Origin of the sequence: Acidiphilium sp. 34-64-41 (assembly GCF_002282635.1) — a bacterium.
GTDB classification, from domain to species: Bacteria; Pseudomonadota; Alphaproteobacteria; order Acetobacterales; family Acetobacteraceae; genus Acidiphilium; species Acidiphilium rubrum.
This window is the reverse complement of the sequence record NZ_NCJX01000051.1, coordinates 1-21854: the sequence shown is the minus strand read 5'-3', so window position 1 is coordinate 21854 and position 21854 is coordinate 1. Positions and strand designations below refer to the sequence as shown.

Here is a 21854-nt window from a genome sequence, read left to right as displayed (position 1 = left end):
TGGGGAAAAGCCAGTTCGTCACGCTGGTGAATGTCAATGGCCGCCATGGCGGGGGCCACTAGCCCTAGTGGGTGTCTGAGTCAACCGGATAGGCACGGTCTAAATAATCGGTTACCATGCCACTTCTTAACATGGGAAGTCGTAGTTCATAGTTAGAAGGCTCTTGTTCGTAATGAACATATTGTTGTGGATTCAGGAACAAGACCCTCATACGATATCTTTCCTCTTGCGTATCTGCAACCGTAGGCATCGCTTAGAAGTAACTACCATAAGTTTGAGCTCAATATGATCAAAGAAGAAAACGCACCGGTTGAAAATCGCCATAATGATTACCGGAGGTTGTATTTTTGTCAAGCGTGTGCCATGAACGTCAGCCAGGATGCCGAGCAACGGGGCGAACGTGGCCAGGGCAACATCCGAATCGGTGACCTCTCCCCGAATCCCAGATCGATCGCCTTGGGAATCCACAAAAGGTCCATCGTCGCACTTTCCGACGTTCTGTTGCATATCCAACTTGGTGAAGCTTCATTTCAGAGGGGTGAGCGGCCCTGGCTATAGGGGGGCTGGGGCGCCGGCGTTTCTGTATGTCGCGCCGGGCTTGCAGGGCAGGTGCGCTATTCGCGGACCGGCTGGCTCGGTCACGCCGCGCGGTTTTCGATGGTGCGGCTTGTGACGTGAGGGGAAGGGAAGCACTTCTTTTTTGTAAAAAAGAAACAAAAAACTTTTGTTTATTTGGTGCACGGATTTTTCACTGGCACGGACCCAAATCAAGAAAGTTTTTTGTTTCTTTTTTACAAAAAAGAAATACTTCCTTCCCCTTCCCCTTCCCCTTCCCCTTCCCCTTCCCCTTCGCCCTTGCCCCCACGGGCCATTTATGATGGATTCCCGATATGGACCAGGACGAACCCAGAGCGATGCACGATATCGGCGGTGTGCCGCGCTTTTTGTGCGAGCCGGTCGATCCGTCGCCGCACAGCCTGACCGAGTTCGATCGTACGGTCGATGCGATTCGTCAGATCCTGGGTCAGAAGCAGGTCATGTCGGTCGATGAACTGCGCCGCGGCATCGAATCGCTGCCCGAGGCGACCTATTTCGGCTTGTCGTATTATGAGCGGTGGCTGCGCTCGATCACCGCGATCCTGCTGGAAAAATCGGTCATCACCGAGGCTGAATTGATGGCGGCGGCAACCACGCCATGAGCCTGGCGCCGGGCACCAGCGTGCGCGTCAAGGCCGATTGGCCGGAGCTGCGCGGCCGGTGCCATATCCGCACGCCGCATTACGTGCGCGGCGAAACCGGCACGATCCTGCGCCATCTTGGCGATTTTCCGAACCCCGAAGACCTCGCGTTCGCCCGCCCCGCCGCCGCGACGCCGCTCTATCATGTCCGGTTCGATCAACCATCGCTGTGGGGTGAGGGCGCGCCGGGCGATGACATCGTGATCGAATTATTCGCCCATTGGCTGGAGCCGCTATGACGATCGCGACGCTCGACCACGACACGCTGCTGAGAGCCCTGCAACGCGTGCTGGCGGACAAGGACATTGCCCGGCCGGATGAAATCGCCGAGCGCATCCGCATCACCGATGCCGGCACACCGGCCCAGGGGGCGCGCATGGTGGCCAAGGCCTGGTGCGACCCTGCGTTCCGCACGCTCATGCTGGCGGATGGGGGCAGCGCCGCCGCGCTGCTCGATATTCCGATGCGTGGCGCCCCGGCGCTCGGCGTGCTGGAAAATACCGCCGATCTGCATCATCTGGTCGTCTGCACCCTGTGCAGCTGCTACCCGCGCGCGGTGCTGGGATATCCGCCGTTCTGGTTCAAATCCGCCGCCTATCGGGCACGCGCGGTGCGCGATCCACGGGGGTTGTTGACCGAATTCGGCACCACCCTGCCAGCGTCCACCGCGCTGCGCGTGGTCGACAGCACGGCGGATTACCGCTGGATGGTGCTGCCGCTGCGCCCGCACGGCACCGAAAACTGGAGCGAGGCCGAGCTTGCCCGCCTGGTGCACGCGGGCGACATGATCGGTGTGACCATCCCCACCGTCGCTTGAGGCCGCGCCTGACCACTGCGGGTCAGGCGGTTTCCTTGAACAATTCCCGCCCGATCAACATGCGGCGGATTTCCGAGGTGCCGGCGCCGATTTCGTAGAGTTTGGCGTCGCGCAGCAGGCGGCCGGTGGCGTAATCGTTGATGTAGCCGTTGCCGCCGAGGCATTGGATGGCTTCGAGCGCCATCCAGGTCGCGCGTTCGGCGGCGTAGAGAATGGCGCCGGCGGCGTCCTTGCGGCTGGTCTGGCCGCGATCGCAGGCTTTCGCGACGGTGTACACATAGGATCGCGCGGCGGACAGGGTGACGTACATGTCGGCGAGTTTGCCCTGGATCAGCTGGAACTCGCCGATTTTCTGGCCGAATTGTTCGCGTTCGTGAACGTAGGGGACCACGATGTCGAGCGCGGCCTGCATGATGCCGAGCGGGCCGGCGGCGAGCACGGCGCGTTCATAGTCGAGCCCGCTCATCAGCACGTTCACACCGCGCCCGATGCCGCCGAGCACATTGGCTTCCGGCACCACGCAATCCTCGAACACCAACTCGCCGGTGTTGGAGCCGCGCATGCCCAACTTGTCGAGTTTCTGGGCACACGAAAAGCCGGGCATGGTTTTTTCGACGATGAAGGCGGTGATGCCGCGGGCACCGGCCGTCATGTCGGTTTTGGCATACACCACCAGCGTATCGGCGTCCGGCCCGTTGGTGATCCACATTTTGGTGCCGTTGAGGATGTAGTGATCGGCTTTCTTGTCGGCGCGCAGCCGCATCGAGACCACGTCCGACCCGGCGTTCGGCTCGCTCATGGCGAGGGCGCCGACGGCGGTGCCGTCGAGCAGGCCGGGGAGATAGCGGCGGCGCTGGGCTTCCGTGCCGTTCAAATTGATCTGGTTGACGCAGAGATTGGAATGCGCGCCGTAGGACAGGCCGACCGAGGCGGAGGCGCGGGAGATTTCCTCCATCGCGACCGTGTGCGCGAGGTAGCCCATGCCGGCGCCGCCATATTCCTCGGGCACCGTGACGCCGAGCAGGCCCATCGCGCCGAATTTTTCCCACAGATCGGCGGGGAATTCGTTGTCGCGGTCGATCGCGGCGGCGCGGGGTGCGATTTCGGCTTCGGCGAAGCGGCGGACGGAGTCGCGGAGCGCATCGATATCCGGGCCGAGGTCGAAATCGAGTGTCGCCTGATTATTGCCGTGCATGGTCGCTCCCTGTTGCGGCGCCGTGGTTGGCCGGTGCGGCGGCTTCCAGCCAGCCCCACAGGCCGAACGCGGCCCCGATGATGCCTTCGGTGCCATTGTAATTCACCACGGCGGCAATGCCCACCGCCAGCGCCGCAACCCCGAGGGATCGGCGCGCCAAGGCGAAGGCGAGCAGGCCGAGGATGAGGGCAGCGATGCCGAACCAGCCCTCGTACTGCGCCCAGAGCACCGCCTGGCGCGGCACGCAGATCAGCGGGGCGTGGGAGCCGGCGCATATCGCCACGAAGGCGCGCGGCACGATGGTGAGTTGCCGAAACGCAATGGCCAGGGCCGAAACCGCCACGACCACGGCGATTCCGGTCTGATCCGCCCGGCTCAATCTTGCTCTCATGCCATCCGCCCCGTAATGGTGCATTGCGAAAACGCCCGCAAAGAAACGCCCATAAAGAATGCCATACCGCATACCATGAAATCATGACCGACCAGAAACCACCACTGCCCGCCTCGCTGAGCTTTCAGGATATGATTTTGACGTTGCACCGCTTCTGGGCGGCGCAAGGCTGCGTGATTTTGCAGCCCTACGATGTCGAGATGGGGGCGGGCACGTTTCATCCGGCAACCACATTGCGCGCGCTGGGGCCGAAGCCCTGGGCGGCGGCCTATGTGCAGCCCTCGCGCCGGCCGTCCGACGGGCGGTACGGCGAGAACCCGAACCGGTTGCAGCATTATTATCAGTACCAGGTGATCATCAAGCCATCGCCGGCGGATGCGCAGGATCTGCTGCTCGATAGTTACCGCGCGATCGGGCTCGACCCGCTGCTGCATGATTTCCGCTTCGTCGAGGACGATTGGGAAAGCCCGACCTTGGGCGCCTGGGGGCTCGGCTGGGAGATATGGTGCGACGGGATGGAGGTGGGGCAGTTCACCTATTTCCAGCAAGTCGGCGGCATTGCGGTCGATCTGCCGAGTTTCGAGATGACCTATGGGCTGGAGCGGCTGGCGATGTATGTCCAGGGGGTCGAGAACGTCTATGATCTGCGGTTCAACGACGCGGGCAATGCGCGGTCGCTGACCTATGGCGATGTGTTTTTGCGCGCCGAGCGCGATTATTCGACGCATAATTTCGAGGTTGCCAACACCGACATGCTGATCCGCCATTTCGCCGATGCGGAGGTGGAGTGCGCGGCGTTGGTTGAGCGCGGTCTGGCGCAGCCGGCCTATGATTACTGCATCAAGGCGAGCCATCTGTTCAATCTGCTCGATGCGCGGGGCGTGATTTCGGTGGCCGAGCGGGCGAGTTACATCGGCCGGGTGCGGGCGCTGGCGAAGGCGTGCGCCGAGGTCTGGGTTGCCGGTGAGTTGGTCTGATGGCTGAATTTTTTCTGGAGTTGTTTTCCGAGGAAATACCGGCGCGGATGCAGGCGCAGGCGGCGGCCGAATTACAGCGTCGCGTAAGCGCTAGCCTTGCAGTTCTGGAACCGACCGAAGTTCGATCGTGGTATGGGGCGAGGCGCATCGCGATTGCGGCGACAATCGCTTCCAAAAGCTCGCCAGTCCATGAGGAGTTACGTGGGCCTCGTGTAGGAAGTCCTGCTGCGGCGTTAGATGGATTTCTTCGCAAGTACAGTGCCAGCCGCGACGATGTTACCGAGGAGAATGGCTTTTATATTCTGAGACGCCGCATTGAGGCAGAGAGTGCCACCGACGTCATAACAATGATGCTTGTCGGACCCTTGTCCTCAATGACTTGGCCGAAATCGATGCGGTGGGGCCAGAGCGGGGCGTTCACCTGGGTGCGGCCACTGCGCCGGATCGTGTGCCTGCTCGACGGCGCGGTGGTGCCGATTGCGCTGGGGCCTGTGATCGCTTCCGATCTGTCCGAGGGGCATCGGTTTTTAGCACCGGGCAGTTTCAAGGTTGTGGATGCGGCGCAATGGCAGGCGGAGTTGCTGCGGCGGCGGGTGATCGCCGATGCCACGGTGCGCCGGGCGATGATCGCGGATGGGTTGCAGCGCGAAGCGCAGGCGCTGGGGCTGAGCATCGTCAAGGATGATGGATTGCTCGATGAAGTGACCGGGCTGGTGGAATATCCGGTGCCGCTGATCGGGCACATCGAGCAGCGCTTCATGGCGTTGCCGCCGGAAGTCCGCGAATTGTCGATGAAGGTGAACCAGCGGTATTTCTCGACCTCTTGATCGAAAATCACCGCTCTCTGACTACCTTTCGGAACTTAAAAACGTCACATTCCATGCAAAGTTGGGAACTCAACTCGATCGCGCCATACGGATATCTAAACTATCCCGCGAAATCGCCGATCTTCTGGGCGCTGACGGAACGGAATCAACCATCGCCGAGTCATCTGGTCTCCTGTGCAAAGCTGACCTTGTTACAGGTATGGTCGGAGAGTTCCCTGAACTGCAAGGAGTTATGGGTGGGTATTATGCCGACGATGCAGATGTGGCTGCGGCTATCAGAAACCACTATAAACCGAGGGGACCATCCGACGATTTGCCGTCAGGTCTAGTCGGATGTGCCGTCGCGCTGGCCGACAAAATTGACACGTTGCGTGAGTTTTTCCGAATTGGTGAACTTCCGACGGGTTCTAGCGACCCCTATGCTTTAAGGCGCGCTGCACTCGGCGTCATCCGAATCGTATTAGAAAAAAGGTTACATCTAGAAATTCGCTCTGTTTTGGGTGGCCAAGGCAATGTTTTTGATTTTATTTTAGAACGATTTCGGATCAAATTACGCTCGGAAGGGAAGAAATTTGATGTGCTAAACGCGGTGCTTGGGGCATTCAACGATGATGACTTATTTAGACTAAATAGTCATGCGGAGCTTCTAGGCTCATTCCTTGCCTCCAGCGAGGGCTCGAACTTGCTGGTTGCTTACCGTCGGGCTCACAATATTCTTAAAATTGAGGACCCTGATGGCACTCTACTATATAGCTCGGCATCAGATTTTCGTTTTGCCATTGAATCTCCTGTAGATTCTCCTGATCATCAATTGTTTTGCAGGTTAGTGGATGTACTTCCTCTCGTTAAGAAAGAAACGTTCGGAACGCAACTTCATTTGTTGTCTGATCTTCGTGGCGATATCGATAGATTTTTTAGCGAAGTACGAATAACTGTAGATGATCCAGAAATTAGACGGTGCCGTTTATGTTTGCTGTCTCTCTTTTGTCAGACCGTTGATACGTCAGCCGATTTCTCGAAACTGGAAGGGTAACCCCGCCATGAGCAAATATGTCTATAGTTTCGGCCCCGGTGCCAGCGATGGTAGTGCGGCGCTCAAGAATTTGCTGGGTGGCAAGGGTGCCAACCTCGCCGAAATGGCGAGCATCGGGTTGCCGGTGCCGCCCGGCTTCACCATCACCACCGAAGTCTGCACCGAATTCTACGACAACGACAAGCAGTATCCCGCCGCCTTGCGCGCCGAGGTCGATGCGGCGCTGGCCAAGGTGGAGCAGGGCGTCGGCCTTGGCTTTGGTGACAAGACCAAGCCGCTGCTCGTCTCGGTCCGCTCCGGCGCGCGGGTGTCGATGCCGGGGATGATGGATACCGTGCTCAACCTCGGCCTGAACGACGAGACGGTGGCCGGCCTCGCCGCAGCATCCGGCGATGCGCGGTTTGCGTGGGATTCCTATCGGCGTTTCATCCAGATGTACGGTTCGGTCGTGCTCGGTGTCGCGCATCACCGGTTCGAGGAGATCATCGAAACCGTCAAGATCGATGAAGGCACCATCGAAGACACGCAACTCACAGCACAGGACTGGCAGCGCGTGGTCGAGGACTATCAGGCGGTCGTGCTCGCCGAAACCGGCAAGCCGTTTCCGCAAGACCCGCATGATCAGCTGTGGGGCGCGATCGGCGCCGTGTTCGGCTCATGGATGAACCAGCGCGCCATCACCTATCGCCGCCTGCACGAAATCCCGGCGAACTGGGGCACCGCGGTCACGGTGCAGGCCATGGTGTTCGGCAACATGGGCGATGATTGCGCCACCGGCGTGTGCTTCACGCGTGATCCCTCGACCGGGCTCAATGAATTCTACGGCGAATACCTGCCGAACGCGCAGGGCGAAGACGTGGTCGCCGGCATCCGCACGCCGCGCCCGCTGTCGAACTCCTATGCCAAGCCTGGCGAGTTGAGCATGGAGGCAACCCTGCCCGAGGCCTATGCCGAGCTCAACCGGGTGCGCGAAACGCTCGAGCGGCATTACCACGATATGCAGGACATCGAGTTCACCATCCAGCGCAACAAATTATATATGTTGCAAACCCGCAATGGCAAACGCACCGCCAATGCCAGCGTGCGCATCGCGGTGGAAATGGCGCAGGCTGGACTGATCGATCAGCGCGAGGCGATCATGCGGGTCAATCCGCAATCGCTCGATCAATTGCTGCACCCCACGCTCGATCCCAAGGCTGTGCGCAAACGGCTCGCCAAGGGCCTGCCGGCGTCGCCGGGTGCGGCCTCCGGCCTCGTGGTGTTCTCGGCCGATGAAGCCGAAATGCGCGCGCAAAAGGGCGAGGCGGTCATTCTGGTGCGGATCGAGACCAGCCCTGAGGATATTCACGGCATGCACGCGGCGCGCGGCATTCTGACCACGCGCGGCGGCATGACCAGCCACGCCGCCGTGGTGGCGCGCGGCATGGGGCGGCCCTGCGTTGCGGGGGCCGGCGGTATTCATGTCGATTACGGCACGAAAACGCTCACCGCTGGCGGCGTCAGCGTGCGGGCCGGCGACACCATCACGCTCGATGGCGCGACCGGTGAGATTTTTGCGGGCTTCGTGCCGATGATCGAGCCCGCCCTGTCCGGCGATTTCGCGATTTTGATGGGCTGGGCTGATGAAATCCGCCGGCTCAAAGTGCGCGCCAACGCCGAAACCCCGCTCGATGCCGAAACCGCCCGCAAATTCGGCGCCGAAGGCATCGGCCTGTCGCGCACCGAGCACATGTTCTTCGACCCCGAGCGGATCGGCGCGGTTCGCCAGATGATCATGGCGAACGACGAGGCCGGGCGGCGCGTCGCACTCGAAAAACTGCTGCCCTATCAGCGCCAGGATTTCGTCGAATTGTTCCGCATCATGGCCGGCCTGCCGGTCACGATCCGCCTGCTCGACCCGCCGCTGCATGAATTCCTGCCGCATGGCGACGCCGAACTTGAAGACGTCGCCCACAGCCTCGGCATGAGCATGGACGCAATCCGCCAGCGCGCCGGCGAACTCTCCGAAGCCAACCCGATGCTCGGCCATCGCGGTTGCCGCCTCGGCATTTCCTATCCCGAAATTTACGAGATGCAGGCGCGCGCCATTTTCGAAGCGGCACTCGACGTCGCCAAGGAAACCGGCAGCGCACCGGTGCCGGAAATCATGATCCCGCTGGTCGGCATGAAGCGCGAACTCGACATCACCCGCGCGCAAATCGACGCGATTGCCAAATCCGTGTTCGCGGCAGCGGGCAGCACGATTGAATACAGCGTCGGCACCATGATCGAACTGCCGCGCGCCGCGCTGACCGCCGATACCATCGCGCAATCGGCCGATTTTTTCTCGTTCGGCACCAACGACCTCACCCAGACGGTGTTCGGCCTGTCGCGCGACGACGCCGGTAAATTCCTGCCGAAATACGTCGAATCCGGCATTCTACCGAAAGACCCGTTCGTGTCGATCGATGTCGAAGGCGTCGGTGCGATGATCCGCATCGCCGCCGAAAAAGGCCGCGCCACCAAACCGGACCTCAAACTCGGCATCTGCGGCGAACACGGCGGCGATCCGGCCTCGATCAGTTTCTGTGAAGAGATCGGGCTGGATTATGTATCGTGCAGCCCCTACCGCGTGCCGGTCGCGCGCCTTGCCGCCGCACAGGCGGCGATCGGGATCGCGGCGGACCGGACGGCCTGACACTGGCTTGGCAAATGCGCAGGGCCCGTGGCCTTGCGCGCGCCAAAGTCGCCCCGGTCGAATTCAGTGACCTGTGCCCTTCCGGTCGCGTGCGATTTTTGGCATACGTGTTGGAAACGTATCGGAGGAAACAACAATGTCGCATCCTACACTTGTCAAAGTCATGCCGGAGATTGCGGCGCACGCGCTGGTCGATCGGGCGGGGTATGACGACATGGTGGCGCGCGCCGCCGCTGAGCCGGATGCGTTCTGGGCGGCGGAGAAAGACCGGATCGACTGGATCACCGTGCCGACCAAAATCAAGAACACCTCCTTCACCGGCGATGTTTCGATCAAATGGTTCGAGGACGGCGTGTTGAACGCCTCGGTGAACTGCCTCGATCGGCACCTGGCGACGCGGGGGGATCAGGTGGCGATCATCTGGGAGGGCGATGACCCGAGCCAGAGCCGGCACGTCACCTATCGGGAGTTGCATGCCGATGTCTGCCGGATGGCGAATGTTCTGGTCGCACTCGGCGCGAAAAAGGGCGACCGGATCACGATTTACCTGCCGATGATCGTCGAGGCCGCGGTGGCGCTGCTGGCGTGTGCGCGGATCGGCGCGATCCACTCGGTGGTGTTCGGCGGGTTTTCACCCGATAGCCTGGCGAACCGGATTCAGGATTGTGATTCCAATATTCTGATCACCGCCGATGAAGGCCGGCGCGGCGGGCGGAAAGTGCCGTTGAAGGCGAATGTCGACGCGGCGCTGAAATCCTGCCCGATGCTGAAATCGGTCGTGGTGGTGAAGGCGACCGGCGGCGATGTTGCGATGATGGCGGGCCGCGATGTCTGGTATCATGAAGCCGCGGGCGCGGTGCCGGCCGAATGCCCGCCGGAGCCGATGAACGCAGAAGATCCGCTGTTTATTCTCTATACGTCGGGTTCGACCGGCAAACCGAAGGGCGTGCTGCACACCACCGGCGGCTACATGGTGTGGGCGAGCTTCACGCATCAATACGTGTTCGATTATCACGAGGGCGAGGTTTACTGGTGCACCGCCGATGTCGGGTGGGTGACCGGGCACACCTACATCGTGTACGGGCCGCTGGCGAACGGGGCGACCACGCTGATGTTCGAGGGGATTCCGAATTACCCCGATACCTCGCGCTTCTGGCAGGTGGTGGACAAGCACAAGGTCAATATTTTCTACACCGCCCCCACCGCGATCCGCGCGCTGATGCGCGATGGCGAGGCGCCGGTCAAACGCACCTCGCGCGCATCGTTGCGCATCCTGGGTTCGGTCGGGGAGCCGATCAATCCCGAAGCCTGGTATTGGTACAGCCACGTGATCGGCGATGATCGCTGCCCGGTGGTCGATACCTGGTGGCAGACCGAGACCGGCGGGATACTGATTACCGGATTGCCCGGCGCGGTCGATCAGAAGCCGGGGTCGGCGACGCTGCCGCTGCCCGGCGTCAAGCCGGTGCTGGTGGATGCCGAGGGCCACGAACTCGCCGGCGCGACCGAGGGCAATCTGTGCCTCGCGGATAGCTGGCCGGGGCAGATGCGCACGGTCTACGGCGATCACGAACGCTTCATCCAGACCTATTTCTCGACCTTCCCTGGGTATTATTTCTCGGGTGATGGCGCGCGGCGCGATGAGGATGGGTATTACTGGATCACCGGGCGGGTCGATGACGTGATCAACGTCTCGGGTCATCGGATGGGCACGGCGGAGGTGGAATCCGCACTCGTCGCGCATCCGAAAGTCGCCGAGGCGGCGGTGGTCGGCTTTCCGCATGACATCAAAGGTCAGGGCATCTACGCCTATGTGACGCTGATCAGCGGCGAGGAACCGACCGAGGCCTTGCGGAAGGAATTGATCGTGTGGGTGCGCAAGGAAATCGGGCCGATCGCGGCACCCGATGAAATCCAGTGGGCGCCCGGCCTGCCGAAGACCCGCTCGGGCAAGATCATGCGGCGGATTCTGCGCAAGATCGCGGCGAACGAGACCGATAGTCTCGGTGATACCTCGACCCTCGCCGATCCCGGCGTGGTCGATGATCTCGTGGCGAACCGCGCGGCTTGAGCATCGGGTTTCGCGTCGGGCAGAGGGCGTGTTGCGTAGCCCTCTGCCCGACGCGCCCTCGAACGATCGGACTGCATACCGGGCAATCCCGCCTGCCAACAGGAGCCAAAATGGAACACATGATCGAACACGAAGCCGGCAAGGTGCATCGGGTTTTGGGGTCGGGTGGCGTCGGCTTGCACGTGCGCGAATGGGGGCCGGAGCACGCGCAACCGATTCTGTTCATTCATGGCTGGTCGGCCTGTTACCTCGCCTGGCACAATCAGTTCGATTCCGCCCTGCGCGAAAAATATCGGATCGTGTGCATGGATCTGCGCGGGCACGGATTTTCCGACAAGCCGCTCGACCCCGAAATGTATCAGACCGGCGCGCATTGGGCGGATGATATCGCGGCCGTGATGATCGCGCTGGCGTTGAAACGCCCCGTGCTGGTCGGCTGGAGCTACGGCGGATTCGTGATCTCGGATTACCTGGCGCGGCACGGCAGCAAAAACGTCGGCGCGGTCAATTTCGTCGGCGCGGCAGTCATCTCGTCGAACCCGCCAAGCCATATCGGTGAACGATTCATCGACGGCGCCTTGATGGCAGCCAGCGAAGACCCCGCCGTGATGATCGAAGGCGTGCGCCACGTCGTCCACGCCACAACCTACAGGCCCCTGCCGGTCGCCGATACCGAACGCGCCCTCGTCGCACTCGGACTGACGCCGCCCGCCGTGCGGGCCTTCCTGCTGATGCGCACACTGGATTTCACGACAACACTCGAAACGCTGGACCGCCCCTGCCTGATCAGCCAAGGCAATGAAGATTGCGTGGTGCTGCCCTCAATGGCCGAACACATCGCATCACACGTCCCCCACGCCAAACTCTCCCGCTACGCCGCCTGCGGACACGCCCCCCAACAAGAACACCCCGACCGCTTCAACAACGAACTGGCCGCCCTGGTCGAGTCCCTGTGATTCTGGCGGGGCTTGGGTGCTGGGTTGAGGAAGTAAGGCGGGGGGCTTTGCCCCCTCGACCCCCACTAAGGGCTTAGCCCTTAGAACCCGCTAGTTTTAGGCAAGGGGAGGGCGACACGGGCCAGATCAGTTGAACCACCGAGGCAGCGCCCTCCCCTTGCCTAAAACTAATGGATTTTAAAGGCTCCGCCTTTAACGGGGTCCAGGGGCAGAGCCCCTGGCCTTACTTCCTCAACCCAGCCCCCAAGCCCCATCAGCATTACTGGAACTTCGCCAGGCGGACGGCGGTGTGGCCGCGGCCGGTGCGGTGGCTGGGCATGACGAGGAGGCATTGATCGTGGGGGGTGCGGACTTCGGCGATGCCGTCGTAGGCGAGGATTGTACCGCTTGTGGGGATGATTTCGCCGCCGCGGAAGGGGCGCACGAAGGCGAAGCGTCCGGTGGTGGCGGTGACGACGCGGGTGACTTCGGCGAAGCGGGGTGGGGTGGTTTGGGTGGGTTGTGGCGGGTTGGGGAGCATGCCGGCGTGGTGGAGCAGGGCGGTGATGCTGGCGCTCATTTGGGTAACGGTGGGGGTTTGCCAGTGTTGGCCGGCTTCGACGAGGACGGAGGCGGCGTCGCCGTGTTCGGCGGTGAAGCGGGGGTAGTCGATCAGGCGTTTACCGCCGGCGTGGCCGCAATCGGCGACGACGAGGTTGGGGGTGCCGATGCTGAGTGCGAGGGTTTTGCCGCGTGCGCCTTGGCCGCAGAGGAGCAGGGGGTCGGAGGGCCAGAGCATCGAGTGCAGGTCGAGCACCCAATCGGCGCTATCGACGATACTGCGCATGGCGCGGGCGCGTTGGAGTTCGAGGGAGGTGCGCGGGCCTTCGAGGGTTGCGATGTCCCACACGCGGTTCATGTCTTCATCGATGAAGCGTGAGGCGATGGGGTTGCCGGCGTCGAACCGGGCGAAGGCTTCGATGTTGCCGAAACCGAGGGTGAGGCGGCCGCGTTCGGGGCGGATGCCGGCGCGGAGCAGGGCATCGATGGCGATGGCGCCGGCGATTTCGTTGCCGTGCATCAGGCCGATGATCAGGACGTGTGGGCCGGAGCGGGTGGCGGCGAAGCTGGTGAAGCCGGGCAGGCCGGTGTTGCCGGGGAGCCAGGGCGTGATGTCGGGCGGGCGCAGGGCGACCGTGAAGCGCGGCAGGTCATTCGCTTCCTGAGATTGCGCGGGCGCGGTAATAGCTTCCATCACCGTGCGTATCCCGATCGATCAGGCAGAAGGTTTTTCCACGCCATGGAGTTACTCTAACCGGAGATGAAAATGCTGCAACCGTGCGGGCAGATGCGGGTAGGGAAGGGAAGCCCTGCTTTTTTGAAAAAAAGCAGCAAAAAACTTTTATTGGTTTGGGCAACGGGCGTTTTCGCGCGCACAGCCCTAACGAATAAAAGTTTTTTTGCTTCTTTTTTTACAAAAAAAGAAGAACTTGCTGCCTCTCATGTCTAACCGCCTAGGCCTCGCACACCGCGCCTGGCGCATCCTGCCGCCCGGTGCGCGGCGCGCAGGATTGCGCGCACTAGCGACGGCGCTGGCGCCGCGGGCGGATGCGGTGGCACCGGCAGCGAGCACCGGGGTCGTGGTTGCTGGCGAGATGGCGCGGATTTCCGGCCTGGGTGAGGCGGCAAGGGTGTTGCAGGCGGGGGTGCGGGCGCTGGTTCCATCGGTGGGGTCGGTGGAATTGGGCGTGTTGCGGCGGCCGGTGCCGGCGGATTTGCCGGCGGGGGCGGCGGTGTTGCTGCATGTGAATGCGCCGTCGATCCCGTTGATGCTGGCGCGGGCGCCGCGGGATTATTTGCGCGGGCATCGGGTGGTCGGGGTGTGGAACTGGGAGTTGGAGGCGCTGCCGCGATCGTGGCGCGGCGGGGCGCGGTTCGTGCATGAAATCTGGGCGCCATCGGCGTTCACCAAGGCGGCGATCGAGCAAGTGTATCCCGGGATGGTGCGGCTGGTGCCGTATCCGCTGGGTGCCGTGGATTTGATCGAGGCGCGGGCCCGGCGGGGGCTGTTCGATTTGCCGGCGGGGGCGGTGGTGACGGTGGTGATCGCCAATCTCGGCGCGAGTTTTGCGCGGAAGAATCCGTTGGCGGCGATTGCGGCGCATCGGGCGGCGTTCGGGAATCGGGCGGACCGGATTTTGGTTTTGAAGCTGGCGGGCGGGGCAGCGTTTCCGGCGGATATGGCGGTGCTGCGGGCGGCGATCGGCGGGGTGGGGAATATTCGGCTGGTCGATGCGGTGTGGTCGGGCGAGACGCTGCGGGCGTTGCTGGCGAGTGCCGATATCGTGATGAGCCTGCATCGCGCCGAGGGGTTCGGGCTGGTGCCGGCGGAGGCAATGCTGCGGGGGATTGCGGTGGTGGCGACCGGATGGTCCGGCACGCTGCAGTTCATGGATGAGACGAGTGCGGCGCTGGTATCGTATCGGCTGGTGCCGGTCGATGATCCGCGCGGTGATTACGAAGGGGCGGCGAGCTTATGGGCGGCGCCGGATGTGGGCCATGCGGCGGCGCTGCTGCGTGAATTGGCCGATGATGCCGGGCGGCGGGCGGCGTTGGCGGCGCGGGGGCAGGCGTTTGCGCGGGCGGCGCTGGGCGGTGCGGCGCTGGCGGCGGCGCTGGCTGCAAACGGCATCAGTTGACGAAATCGGGAGGTGGACCCAAAACGCCGCCATGGCCGTTTTGCCCCTTATGACCGACGAGCGCGCGATCGTGACGCTCGATGCTGACAATCCGGTGACCGCGCGGATTTTATGTACCGACCTGGCGGGGCTGCGCAACCAGGCGCTGGGCCTTGCCGAGGCGGCGGGGTTTGCGACCGATAACCGGGTGATCGTGCCGAAGGCGCCGTGGAATTATTTGTCGCCGATGCTGTGGCCGCGCGCGACCTGTGCGGTGGAGGCGGGCGCGCTGGCCGGGCCGGATGGCGATTTGATGATCGGTGCGGGCGGCGCGGCGGCGCGGTTGGTGGCGGCGCTGCGGCGGCCCGATCTGCCGGCGGTAATCATTCAGCATCCGCGGATGGATGCGGACCGGTTCGATGCGATCATCGCGGCACCGCATGATGCGATCACCGGGCCGAACGTGATCGTCGCGCGGACCGCGATGCATCGGGTGACACCGGCGCGGCTGGCCGAGGCGCGGGCGGTTTGGGCGCCGATGTTCGCGCATCTGCCGCGGCCGCTGGTGGCCGTGCTGATCGGCGGGTCGAACGGGCGGTATCGGCTGGACACCGCGGCGGCCCGGCAGATTGCGGATGGGTTGGCCGGCATGATGGATGCTGACAAGGCGAGCGTGATGCTGACCCCCTCGCGCCGGACCGATGCGGCGGCGCGGGCGATGTTTCAGGAAACGCTGGCACCGCGTGGCGCGTGGGTGTGGAACATGGCCGGCGACAATCCGTATTTCGGGATGCTGGCGCTGGCCGATGCGATCGTGGTGACGGCGGATTCGGTTTCGATGGTGTCCGAGGCGGTGGCGACTGCGGCGCCGGTGATGCTGGCGCGCCTGCCGGGCAAATCGACGCGGATCGGTGCGTTCATGGATGACATGGTGGCGTGCGGCCGGGCGCGCGATTTTGCCGGGCGGCTCGAGATGTGGCCGGTGACGCCGCTGGACGATACGCCGATGGCGGCCGGCGAATTGCGCCGCCGCCTGGGGATGTGAGGCGATGCTCGAGATCGATACGTTCGACAATGTGAAGGGCGGCAACGCGGTCTACAAGGCGCTGTCGCATCCGCTGGCCGCCGAGCGGCTGGTGGTTCTGGCTGAAACGTTGGCCGCGCGCGGGACGGTTGCGGTGTATGATCCGGAGCGGATTTTCGCCCCGCTGCGGGCGTTGGCGCCGGCGTTTCCGGTTGCCGGGGTCTATGTGCACGACACGCTGGCTTTGGGTGAGATGCGGGCGGGGTTCGCGACGCTGCCGTTGACCGCGCTGGCGGAGAGCGGGGCGGCGACGGTGCTGATCGCGGCGTTCGATGCGGCGCGGCTGGCCGAGCGGGTGAAAATCCTGGCCCCGGTGGGGACGAAAATCCTGACGCTGGATGAAGTGCGGCTGCCGGATGCGATGCTGACCAACCGGCGGCGCTATCTGGACCCGCTGAATTTCGCGACCAATTTCGTGTTCTTCCGCGATGACGACCGGATGGCGACGCGGCTGGTGACGGCGAATTACTGGTCCGGCTACGGCGGGCACGCGGTGCGGCTGTGGTGCCGGTTGTTCGATGCGGCGGGTGCGGTGCTGGCGGAATTCGAACGGGCGATCCCCGATCATGCCGGTACGATCAGCCTGAGCAGCGCCGAGGTGCGGCGGGCGCATAATATCGGGCCCTTCACCGGGCAGTTGTTCGTGCATGCGATTGGCGTGGCGGGGCATGACGTGGTGAAATACGCGCTCGATACCTATGCGACCGATGGCGGGGCGAGTTTGTCCTGCACGCATGATGCCAATGCCTGGCCCGCCGAGCGGTTCGCCGGGTTGCCGGCGCCGCGGGATGACGAGCGGGTGGTGCTGTGGGTGCAGAACAGCCACGCGGTGGCGATTCCGGCCGGTGCGATCGGGCTCGACCGGATGGGTGCGGAGGCGCCGGTGCTGCTGGATGAGGCGATTCCGGCGTTTGCAACCCGCGCGATCGATGTCGGCATGGTGCTGCCCGACCTGCGCTGGCCGGCGCAGATCGAGGTGCGGGCCGGGCGGCATGTGGTGCGGCCGCGCTACGAGGTGGTGCGCAACGGACGGACACGGATGGCGCATATCAATGTCGAGCGGGCCGATCTGCGGCCTGATCAATCGTTGAAAACCCTGTCGCCGCTGTTGGGGCGGGGGTTTTTATTGCCGTTTCCGATCCTGCCGCGCGCGCATTACACCTCGGTCGCGCTGCCGACGCCGATGGCGCATGACCAGGCCGATCTGCCGATCCGGCTCGATGTGTTCGCGCCGGATGGATCGAAAATCGCCGAGCGGGCCTATGGCGCGCTGCCGCGCAATCATGCGGTGGCGATCGATCTCGATGATATCCTGGCCCCGGATGCGCTGGCGGACGGCGGGCACGGCGAGCTGGTGTATGATTTCGCGTCCGGCGGTGAGGCGGATGGCTGGCTGCACGGGCTGTTCCGCTACGAGTTGCGCGATGGCAGCCACGCCGCCGAGACCAGTTTCGGCGCGCATATGTTCAACACGGTGATGACCTGGAAGGGCGAGCCGCAATCCTACGCCGGGCCGCCGCCGGGGCTGACGACGCGGTTGTTTCTGGATCTGGGCACGGCGGCGACGCCGAGTTTTTGCGTGCTGGTGTATCCCGCCTCGGCGGCGTGGCATCCGTATTCATCGACGATGCTGCACCTGCACGACGCAACCGGGTCGGCGGTGGCCGAGATGCCGCTGGCGATCGCCTGTTCGGGCTCGGCACTGGTCGAGCCATGGCGTGTGTTCGGAGCGGATGATCTGGCGCGTGCGGCGGGGGGTTATGTGATCATTCGCGATCTGACGTGCCGGTTGTTCGGCTACCACGGCAAGCGCCAGCAAACGCAACGCCAACAAACGCAACCTGCGGGCGCGTTTTCTTTCGATCATATGTTCGGCTTCTGAATTAATCGCAATGCGGCCGTCGTCTGCTCGCGAAGGTCAGCAAAAGCCCGTATGCGGAATATCATGCAGAAATCTATTACAGTTCGCCGCATTGCGCTGATCGTCGTTGCGCTCGTGATCGTCGTGCCGGTGGCGGCGGTGGCGATTTTTGTCGCGACGTTCAATCCGGATTCGTACAAACCGCGCATCATCGCGGCGGTGGAGCAGGCGACCGGGCGGCAGCTGACCATTACCGGGCCGCTGCACATGACGCTCTCGCTGGTGCCGACGATTTCGGCGAGCGGGATTACGCTGGCCAATCCGCCCGGCTATGCCGATGCCGATATGGCGAGCCTGCAGCGGATCGAGGCGCAGGTGGCGCTGCTGCCGCTGCTGAGCCACCGGATCGACATCATCAAGCTCGCGCTGATCGACCCGGTGATCACGCTGGAATATGGGCCGACCGGCACGCCCAACTGGCTGTTCGACCATGGATCGAGCGCCCCGGCCTCGACCGGTGCGGCGCCTGCGCGGGCTTCGGCCGGGCATGGCATCGCGCTGCAAGCGGTCTCGATCGAGAACGGCACGATCACCTACAAGCCGCCGGCGGCGCTGGTGCCGTTGCAGCCAGGGCAGGTCGCTGCGGCAGCGGCGCCGACCGTGTTGAACATCGTGCATTTTACCGGCAGTGCCGCATCGCTCGCAGCACCGCTGCATGTATCGATGCAGGCGCAATACGATTCCCAGCCGTTCACGCTGACCGGGACCACCGGGCCGGTCTCGCGCCTGAGCGGCGGGGACGGCGTGTGGCCGGTCGATGTCACGCTCGGTGCGCAGAATGCGACCCTGCGGCTGAAGGGGAGCATCGCGCATCCACGGCATCTTGACGGCTACGCGCTCGATCTGCATGCGGCGATCCCCGATCTGGCGGCGCTCGATCCTTATGCCGCCGGGTTCAACCTGCCGCCGTTACAGACGGTGGCGTTTGCCGCCCAGATTACCCAGGCCGATCAGGCGACGCCGGGGCTGCCGACGATCAGCAACGCGAGCCTGACCGCCGGGCAATCGAACCTCGATACCTGGCGCAAGGGGCTGTCGATTTCGTCGTTGAACGCGACCATGGCCTCGCTCGATCAGCCGTTGAACATCGCGCTGGCGGGGCAGTATCAGGGCAAGCCGGTCGGGCTCGAAGGGACGGCCGGGCCGCTCGGGCTGATTTTGGTGGCCGCCCTCGGCACGCCGGTGCCCAAGTCCGCGCCGGCCAATACGGGTGAGCGGTTCGCGGTTAATCTCGCGGCGAAGGTGGGCAATGCGCAGTTCGGCGTGGCCGGCGGTATTGCGAGCCCGGCGAAACTTGCCGGGGTCGCGCTGAAAATCACGGCGCGGGTGCCCAATCTGGCGCATCTTTCGGATCTGGCGGGTCGCCCGTTGCCGGCCTGGACCAATATCGGCCTGTCCGGCCTGCTGACCGATCCGGGCGGGCAGGGGCTGTCGCGCGTGATCGGGCTCGATAGTCTGGCGGTCACCGCCGATCAGGGACAGTTCGGCGGCGCGTTCAGCCTGACGCGGGGGGCGACGCCGGATTTGCAGGCGGTGATCAACGCGCCGCGGATCGATCTGACCGCGCTGCTGCAAGCGATGCCGAAGCCGGCGGCGGGCGGCACGACCGCGCCGCAAGCTGCCGTGCCGCCCAGCGCCGCACAGGCCGGGGATTTGATTCCGGCGACGCCGCTGCCGTTCGGCCTGCTGCGGCAGGGGGATGGCAATGTCGAACTGACGATCGGGCAGTTGATTTACGACGACGCGACCTATGATGCGATCACCGCGCACGGGTTGCTGCATGACGGTGTGCTGAATGTGCGGCCGATCACCGCGGAATTGCCGGGTGGTTCGATCACGGGCACCGTGGCGATCGATGCGACGGCCAATCCGCCGCGGGTGCATGTGACCGAGGCGGCGCCGGCGTTCCGGCTGGCACCGCTGCTGACGGTGCTGGGTCTGCCGAACAGTGCGGCGGCGACCGTGCAACTGTATGCCGATCTCGCCGGGCAGGGGAATACGCCGCGGGGGATTGCGGCGACGTTGAACGGCACGTTGGGGGTTTCGACGGTGAACGGCGAAATCGATGGTGCGCTGCTTGATCGGTTGTTCGGTTCCTCGCTCAGCGCGGCGGGGTTGCCGGCCTCGATGGTTGGGGCGCAGGGGCCGGTGATGGTGCGCTGCTTTGCCGGGCGGCTGGATGCGCGCAACGGGCTCGCCAATGTGCGGGCGCTGACGCTGGATTCCAGCCGGATGTATCTGACCGGGACCGGTTCGCTCGATCTGGGTGCGGAGCGGCTCAATCTGATTCTGCGCCCGACCGTGCGGGTGGGGACGGGGTCGGCGCCGATCCCGGTTTCGGTGAGCGGCACGTTTGCGCATCCGCGTGAGGGGATTGCGCCGGCCGGGGATTATGGCGCGACGGCGGCGGCGCTGGCGCGGCAGCTTGGGCATAATGGCGGCACGGTGCTCGGGCGGCTCGCGCAGAATCTCGGGCTTGCGCCGAAGCGGGCCGATCCGCAGAGCTGCACCGGTGCGCTGGCCCTGGCGCGGCTGGGTCATGCCGGGCCGATGCCGAGCGGGCCGGCGGGGGGGACGTTGCCGGCGCCGGGTGGGGCGCCGGCGCGTGGGCCGCAGAATTTGCTGAACTCGTTGTTTCACTGAACCGATGCGCCGGTTCTGGACCGAGGTGAGCGTGGCGGAAGAGGCGGCCGGGTTCGGTGTGCGGCTGGATGGCAAGCCGGTGCGGCTGCCGGGCGGGTCAGTGCTGGCGGTGGCGCATCGGCCGCTGGCGGCGGCGATTGCCGGGGAATGGCGGGCGGCCAATGCGACGGTGATTCCCGATGATCTGCCGCTGACACGGTTGGCAGGGGCGGCGATCGAGCGGGTGGCGCCGGACCCTGATGCGCTGCGGCGCAATCTGCTGGCCTATGGCGAGACCGATCTGCTGTGTTATCGGGCCGATGCGCTGGCGGGGCTGGCTGCACGCCAGCACGCCGAGTGGCAGCCTTGGCTCGATTGGGCGGCTGAGCGGTATGGCGCGCGGCTGTTGTTGACGCATGGGATTATGGCGGTGGCGCAGCCGGAGGCGGCGATGCAGGCATTGGCGGCGGCGTTGGCGGTGCAGGATGAGTGGGCCTTGGCGGGGCTTGGGGTCGCGGTGCCGGCGCTGGGTAGCCTGGTGCTCGGGCTGGCTTTGGTGAGTGGTGCGCTCGATGCGGCGACGGCGCATGAGTTGGCGCGGCTCGACGAGGCCTGGCAGGAACAATCCTGGGGGATCGATGCCGCGGCGGCGCTCCGGCGTGACGCGGTGGCGCGCGATATTGCATCGGCCGTGGCGTTCGTTACTCTGACTCGTGGATGATGGTGGCGTTGCACACATGATCGCGAAATCACTGATATTGACCGGCCGGGTGCAGGGCGTGGGGTTCCGGGACTGGATGATGACGCGCGCCCGCCGCCTCGGCCTGGCCGGCTGGGTGCGCAACCGCCTCGATGGCAGCCTGGAAGCGCTGGTCGCGGGTGATGCGCCGGCGGTGGAGGAATTGCTGCGCGCCTGCCGGCGCGGACCGCCGGGGGCGGAGGTTGTGACGGTGACGGAGGATTTCGCGGAGCCGCCGGTGGAGCCCGGGTTTGTCAAACGGCCGACTGCTGGGGCGTAGGGGTAGGGAAGGGAAGGCTTCTTTTTTGGAAAAAAGAAGCAAAAAACTTTCTGACTCTGGGGCACGGGCGTTTCCACCGGCACGAACCCAAATTAACAAAGTTTTTTTTGCTTCTTTTTTGTTCACAAAAAAGAAGTGCTTCCCTTGTCTTTTTGTACTTTTAATTACGATATCGTAATGATTTGGGCGTGCGAAATCACGGCCCCTTCCGCCAGAGTTTTTTGACGTTGAAGGACGGCACGAAGGGCTGGTGCCAAGGCGGCACGGGCTGTGGGGGTGGGCCGAGGATATCGCGGAGTTGTTCTTGCGTGAAGTCGATGCTGCCGTCGGGGTTGATTTTGTATTGGTCCATGAAGCTGGGCTGGCGCT

The 21854-nt window shown here is 63.9% G+C and carries 20 protein-coding genes; 17 read left to right on the top strand and 3 right to left on the bottom strand.

All coding sequences use genetic code 11. The features are described from left to right. The first annotated feature begins 285 nt into the window (after positions 1-285). From B7X49_RS11475 to B7X49_RS11460, 4 genes are all read left to right on the top strand, one after another. Positions 286-558, top strand: coding sequence for a hypothetical protein (locus B7X49_RS11475; protein ID WP_286704283.1), 273 nt, complete (start codon positions 286-288; stop codon positions 556-558). A 332-nt stretch (positions 559-890) separates the two neighbouring features. Continuing rightward, positions 891-1199 carry an SH3-like domain-containing protein gene (locus B7X49_RS11470; RefSeq protein WP_286704284.1) on the top strand — a complete coding sequence of 103 codons (309 nt, stop codon included), beginning with the start codon at positions 891-893 and terminating at the stop codon, positions 1197-1199. Then, entirely contained in the window at positions 1196-1477 is a 282-nt protein-coding gene (locus B7X49_RS11465) for an SH3-like domain-containing protein (protein ID WP_029312477.1), read from the top strand. The genes B7X49_RS11470 and B7X49_RS11465 overlap by 4 nt, the downstream gene beginning before the upstream one ends. Then, on the top strand, positions 1474-2055 hold the full coding sequence (locus B7X49_RS11460) for a nitrile hydratase subunit alpha (protein WP_286704285.1): 582 nt from the start codon (positions 1474-1476) through the stop codon (positions 2053-2055). The genes B7X49_RS11465 and B7X49_RS11460 overlap by 4 nt, the downstream gene beginning before the upstream one ends. A 22-nt stretch (positions 2056-2077) precedes the next feature. Here B7X49_RS11460 and B7X49_RS11455 read toward each other — a convergent pair whose 3' ends face one another. Both B7X49_RS11455 and B7X49_RS11450 read right to left on the bottom strand, forming a co-directional pair. Next, positions 2078-3250 (bottom strand): isovaleryl-CoA dehydrogenase, encoded by a 1173-nt coding sequence (locus tag B7X49_RS11455; RefSeq protein ID WP_286704286.1) that lies wholly within the window; start codon positions 3248-3250, stop codon positions 2078-2080. Next, complete coding sequence (locus tag B7X49_RS11450; RefSeq protein WP_286704287.1) at positions 3237-3641, bottom strand: hypothetical protein; 405 nt, start codon at positions 3639-3641, stop codon at positions 3237-3239. Before B7X49_RS11450 ends, B7X49_RS11455 begins: the two co-directional genes overlap by 14 nt. A gap of 83 nt (positions 3642-3724) precedes the next feature. On the opposite strand from B7X49_RS11450, the gene B7X49_RS11445 reads away from it, so the two are divergent. The 6 genes from B7X49_RS11445 to B7X49_RS11420 all read left to right on the top strand — a co-directional run bounded on the left by B7X49_RS11445 (position 3725) and on the right by B7X49_RS11420 (position 12182). Then, positions 3725-4618 carry a glycine--tRNA ligase subunit alpha gene (locus B7X49_RS11445; RefSeq protein WP_286704288.1) on the top strand — a complete coding sequence of 298 codons (894 nt, stop codon included), beginning with the start codon at positions 3725-3727 and terminating at the stop codon, positions 4616-4618. Then, a complete protein-coding gene (locus B7X49_RS11440) occupies positions 4618-5445 on the top strand; it encodes a glycine--tRNA ligase subunit beta (protein ID WP_353744427.1) in 828 nt (275 codons plus the stop codon). The genes B7X49_RS11445 and B7X49_RS11440 overlap by 1 nt, the downstream gene beginning before the upstream one ends. Beyond that, positions 5429-6478, top strand: a complete 1050-nt coding sequence (gene glyS / locus B7X49_RS11435) for a glycine--tRNA ligase subunit beta (RefSeq protein WP_286839447.1) — start codon at positions 5429-5431, stop codon at positions 6476-6478. Before B7X49_RS11440 ends, glyS begins: the two co-directional genes overlap by 17 nt. Before the next feature lie 7 nt (positions 6479-6485). After that, positions 6486-9155: a pyruvate, phosphate dikinase gene (gene ppdK / locus B7X49_RS11430; protein WP_286704290.1), complete on the top strand. Its 2670-nt coding sequence runs from the start codon at positions 6486-6488 to the stop codon at positions 9153-9155. A 136-nt stretch (positions 9156-9291) separates the two neighbouring features. Beyond that, positions 9292-11226 (top strand): acetate--CoA ligase, encoded by a 1935-nt coding sequence (acs, locus tag B7X49_RS11425; protein WP_286704291.1) that lies wholly within the window; start codon positions 9292-9294, stop codon positions 11224-11226. 110 nt (positions 11227-11336) lie between these two features. Further along, positions 11337-12182: an alpha/beta fold hydrolase gene (locus B7X49_RS11420; protein ID WP_286704292.1), complete on the top strand. Its 846-nt coding sequence runs from the start codon at positions 11337-11339 to the stop codon at positions 12180-12182. Between the two features lie 259 nt (positions 12183-12441). On the opposite strand, the gene B7X49_RS11415 is transcribed toward B7X49_RS11420, so the two are convergent. Then, a complete protein-coding gene (locus B7X49_RS11415; RefSeq protein ID WP_286704293.1) occupies positions 12442-13416 on the bottom strand; it encodes a succinylglutamate desuccinylase/aspartoacylase family protein in 975 nt (324 codons plus the stop codon). Positions 13417-13482: 66 nt separating this feature from the next. On the opposite strand from B7X49_RS11415, the gene B7X49_RS11410 reads away from it, so the two are divergent. The 7 genes from B7X49_RS11410 (at position 13483) to B7X49_RS11380 (ending at position 21485) form a co-directional block, all read left to right on the top strand. Continuing rightward, positions 13483-13671, top strand: a complete 189-nt coding sequence (locus tag B7X49_RS11410) for a hypothetical protein (protein ID WP_286839428.1) — start codon at positions 13483-13485, stop codon at positions 13669-13671. Continuing rightward, positions 13664-14860, top strand: a complete 1197-nt coding sequence (locus tag B7X49_RS11405) for a glycosyltransferase (protein ID WP_286704295.1) — start codon at positions 13664-13666, stop codon at positions 14858-14860. The genes B7X49_RS11410 and B7X49_RS11405 overlap by 8 nt, the downstream gene beginning before the upstream one ends. A gap of 49 nt (positions 14861-14909) precedes the next feature. Next, entirely contained in the window at positions 14910-15884 is a 975-nt protein-coding gene (locus B7X49_RS11400) for a mitochondrial fission ELM1 family protein (protein ID WP_286704296.1), read from the top strand. Between the two features lie 4 nt (positions 15885-15888). Beyond that, positions 15889-17805 (top strand): hypothetical protein, encoded by a 1917-nt coding sequence (locus B7X49_RS11395; RefSeq protein WP_286704297.1) that lies wholly within the window; start codon positions 15889-15891, stop codon positions 17803-17805. 63 nt (positions 17806-17868) lie between these two features. Next, on the top strand, positions 17869-20487 hold the full coding sequence (locus B7X49_RS11390) for an AsmA family protein (RefSeq protein WP_286704298.1): 2619 nt from the start codon (positions 17869-17871) through the stop codon (positions 20485-20487). Positions 20488-20491: 4 nt separating this feature from the next. After that, the gene (locus B7X49_RS11385) at positions 20492-21187 is read left to right on the top strand and encodes an ATP12 family chaperone protein (RefSeq protein ID WP_286704299.1); all 696 of its coding nucleotides are present in this window, start codon (positions 20492-20494) and stop codon (positions 21185-21187) included. 16 nt (positions 21188-21203) lie between these two features. Then, positions 21204-21485: an acylphosphatase gene (locus B7X49_RS11380; RefSeq protein WP_286704300.1), complete on the top strand. Its 282-nt coding sequence runs from the start codon at positions 21204-21206 to the stop codon at positions 21483-21485. The last annotated feature ends 369 nt before the right edge of the window (positions 21486-21854 follow it).

Bases quoted from the DNA above. Each gene is read 5' to 3' on its own strand.
- B7X49_RS11475 (WP_286704283.1), top strand. From the start codon at position 286: ATGATCAAAGAAGAAAACGCACCGGTTGAAAATCGCCATAATGATTAC.
- B7X49_RS11470 (WP_286704284.1), top strand. From the start codon at position 891: ATGGACCAGGACGAACCCAGAGCGATGCACGATATCGGCGGTGTGCCG.
- B7X49_RS11465 (WP_029312477.1), top strand. From the start codon at position 1,196: ATGAGCCTGGCGCCGGGCACCAGCGTGCGCGTCAAGGCCGATTGGCCG.
- B7X49_RS11460 (WP_286704285.1), top strand. From the start codon at position 1,474: ATGACGATCGCGACGCTCGACCACGACACGCTGCTGAGAGCCCTGCAA.
- B7X49_RS11455 (WP_286704286.1), bottom strand. From the start codon at position 3,250: ATGCACGGCAATAATCAGGCGACACTCGATTTCGACCTCGGCCCGGAT.
- B7X49_RS11450 (WP_286704287.1), bottom strand. From the start codon at position 3,641: ATGAGAGCAAGATTGAGCCGGGCGGATCAGACCGGAATCGCCGTGGTC.
- B7X49_RS11445 (WP_286704288.1), top strand. From the start codon at position 3,725: ATGACCGACCAGAAACCACCACTGCCCGCCTCGCTGAGCTTTCAGGAT.
- B7X49_RS11440 (WP_353744427.1), top strand. From the start codon at position 4,618: ATGGCTGAATTTTTTCTGGAGTTGTTTTCCGAGGAAATACCGGCGCGG.
- ppdK (WP_286704290.1), top strand. From the start codon at position 6,486: ATGAGCAAATATGTCTATAGTTTCGGCCCCGGTGCCAGCGATGGTAGT.
- acs (WP_286704291.1), top strand. From the start codon at position 9,292: ATGTCGCATCCTACACTTGTCAAAGTCATGCCGGAGATTGCGGCGCAC.
- B7X49_RS11420 (WP_286704292.1), top strand. From the start codon at position 11,337: ATGGAACACATGATCGAACACGAAGCCGGCAAGGTGCATCGGGTTTTG.
- B7X49_RS11415 (WP_286704293.1), bottom strand. From the start codon at position 13,416: ATGGAAGCTATTACCGCGCCCGCGCAATCTCAGGAAGCGAATGACCTG.
- B7X49_RS11410 (WP_286839428.1), top strand. From the start codon at position 13,483: ATGAAAATGCTGCAACCGTGCGGGCAGATGCGGGTAGGGAAGGGAAGC.
- B7X49_RS11405 (WP_286704295.1), top strand. From the start codon at position 13,664: ATGTCTAACCGCCTAGGCCTCGCACACCGCGCCTGGCGCATCCTGCCG.
- B7X49_RS11400 (WP_286704296.1), top strand. From the start codon at position 14,910: ATGACCGACGAGCGCGCGATCGTGACGCTCGATGCTGACAATCCGGTG.
- B7X49_RS11395 (WP_286704297.1), top strand. From the start codon at position 15,889: ATGCTCGAGATCGATACGTTCGACAATGTGAAGGGCGGCAACGCGGTC.
- B7X49_RS11390 (WP_286704298.1), top strand. From the start codon at position 17,869: ATGCAGAAATCTATTACAGTTCGCCGCATTGCGCTGATCGTCGTTGCG.
- B7X49_RS11385 (WP_286704299.1), top strand. From the start codon at position 20,492: ATGCGCCGGTTCTGGACCGAGGTGAGCGTGGCGGAAGAGGCGGCCGGG.
- B7X49_RS11380 (WP_286704300.1), top strand. From the start codon at position 21,204: ATGATCGCGAAATCACTGATATTGACCGGCCGGGTGCAGGGCGTGGGG.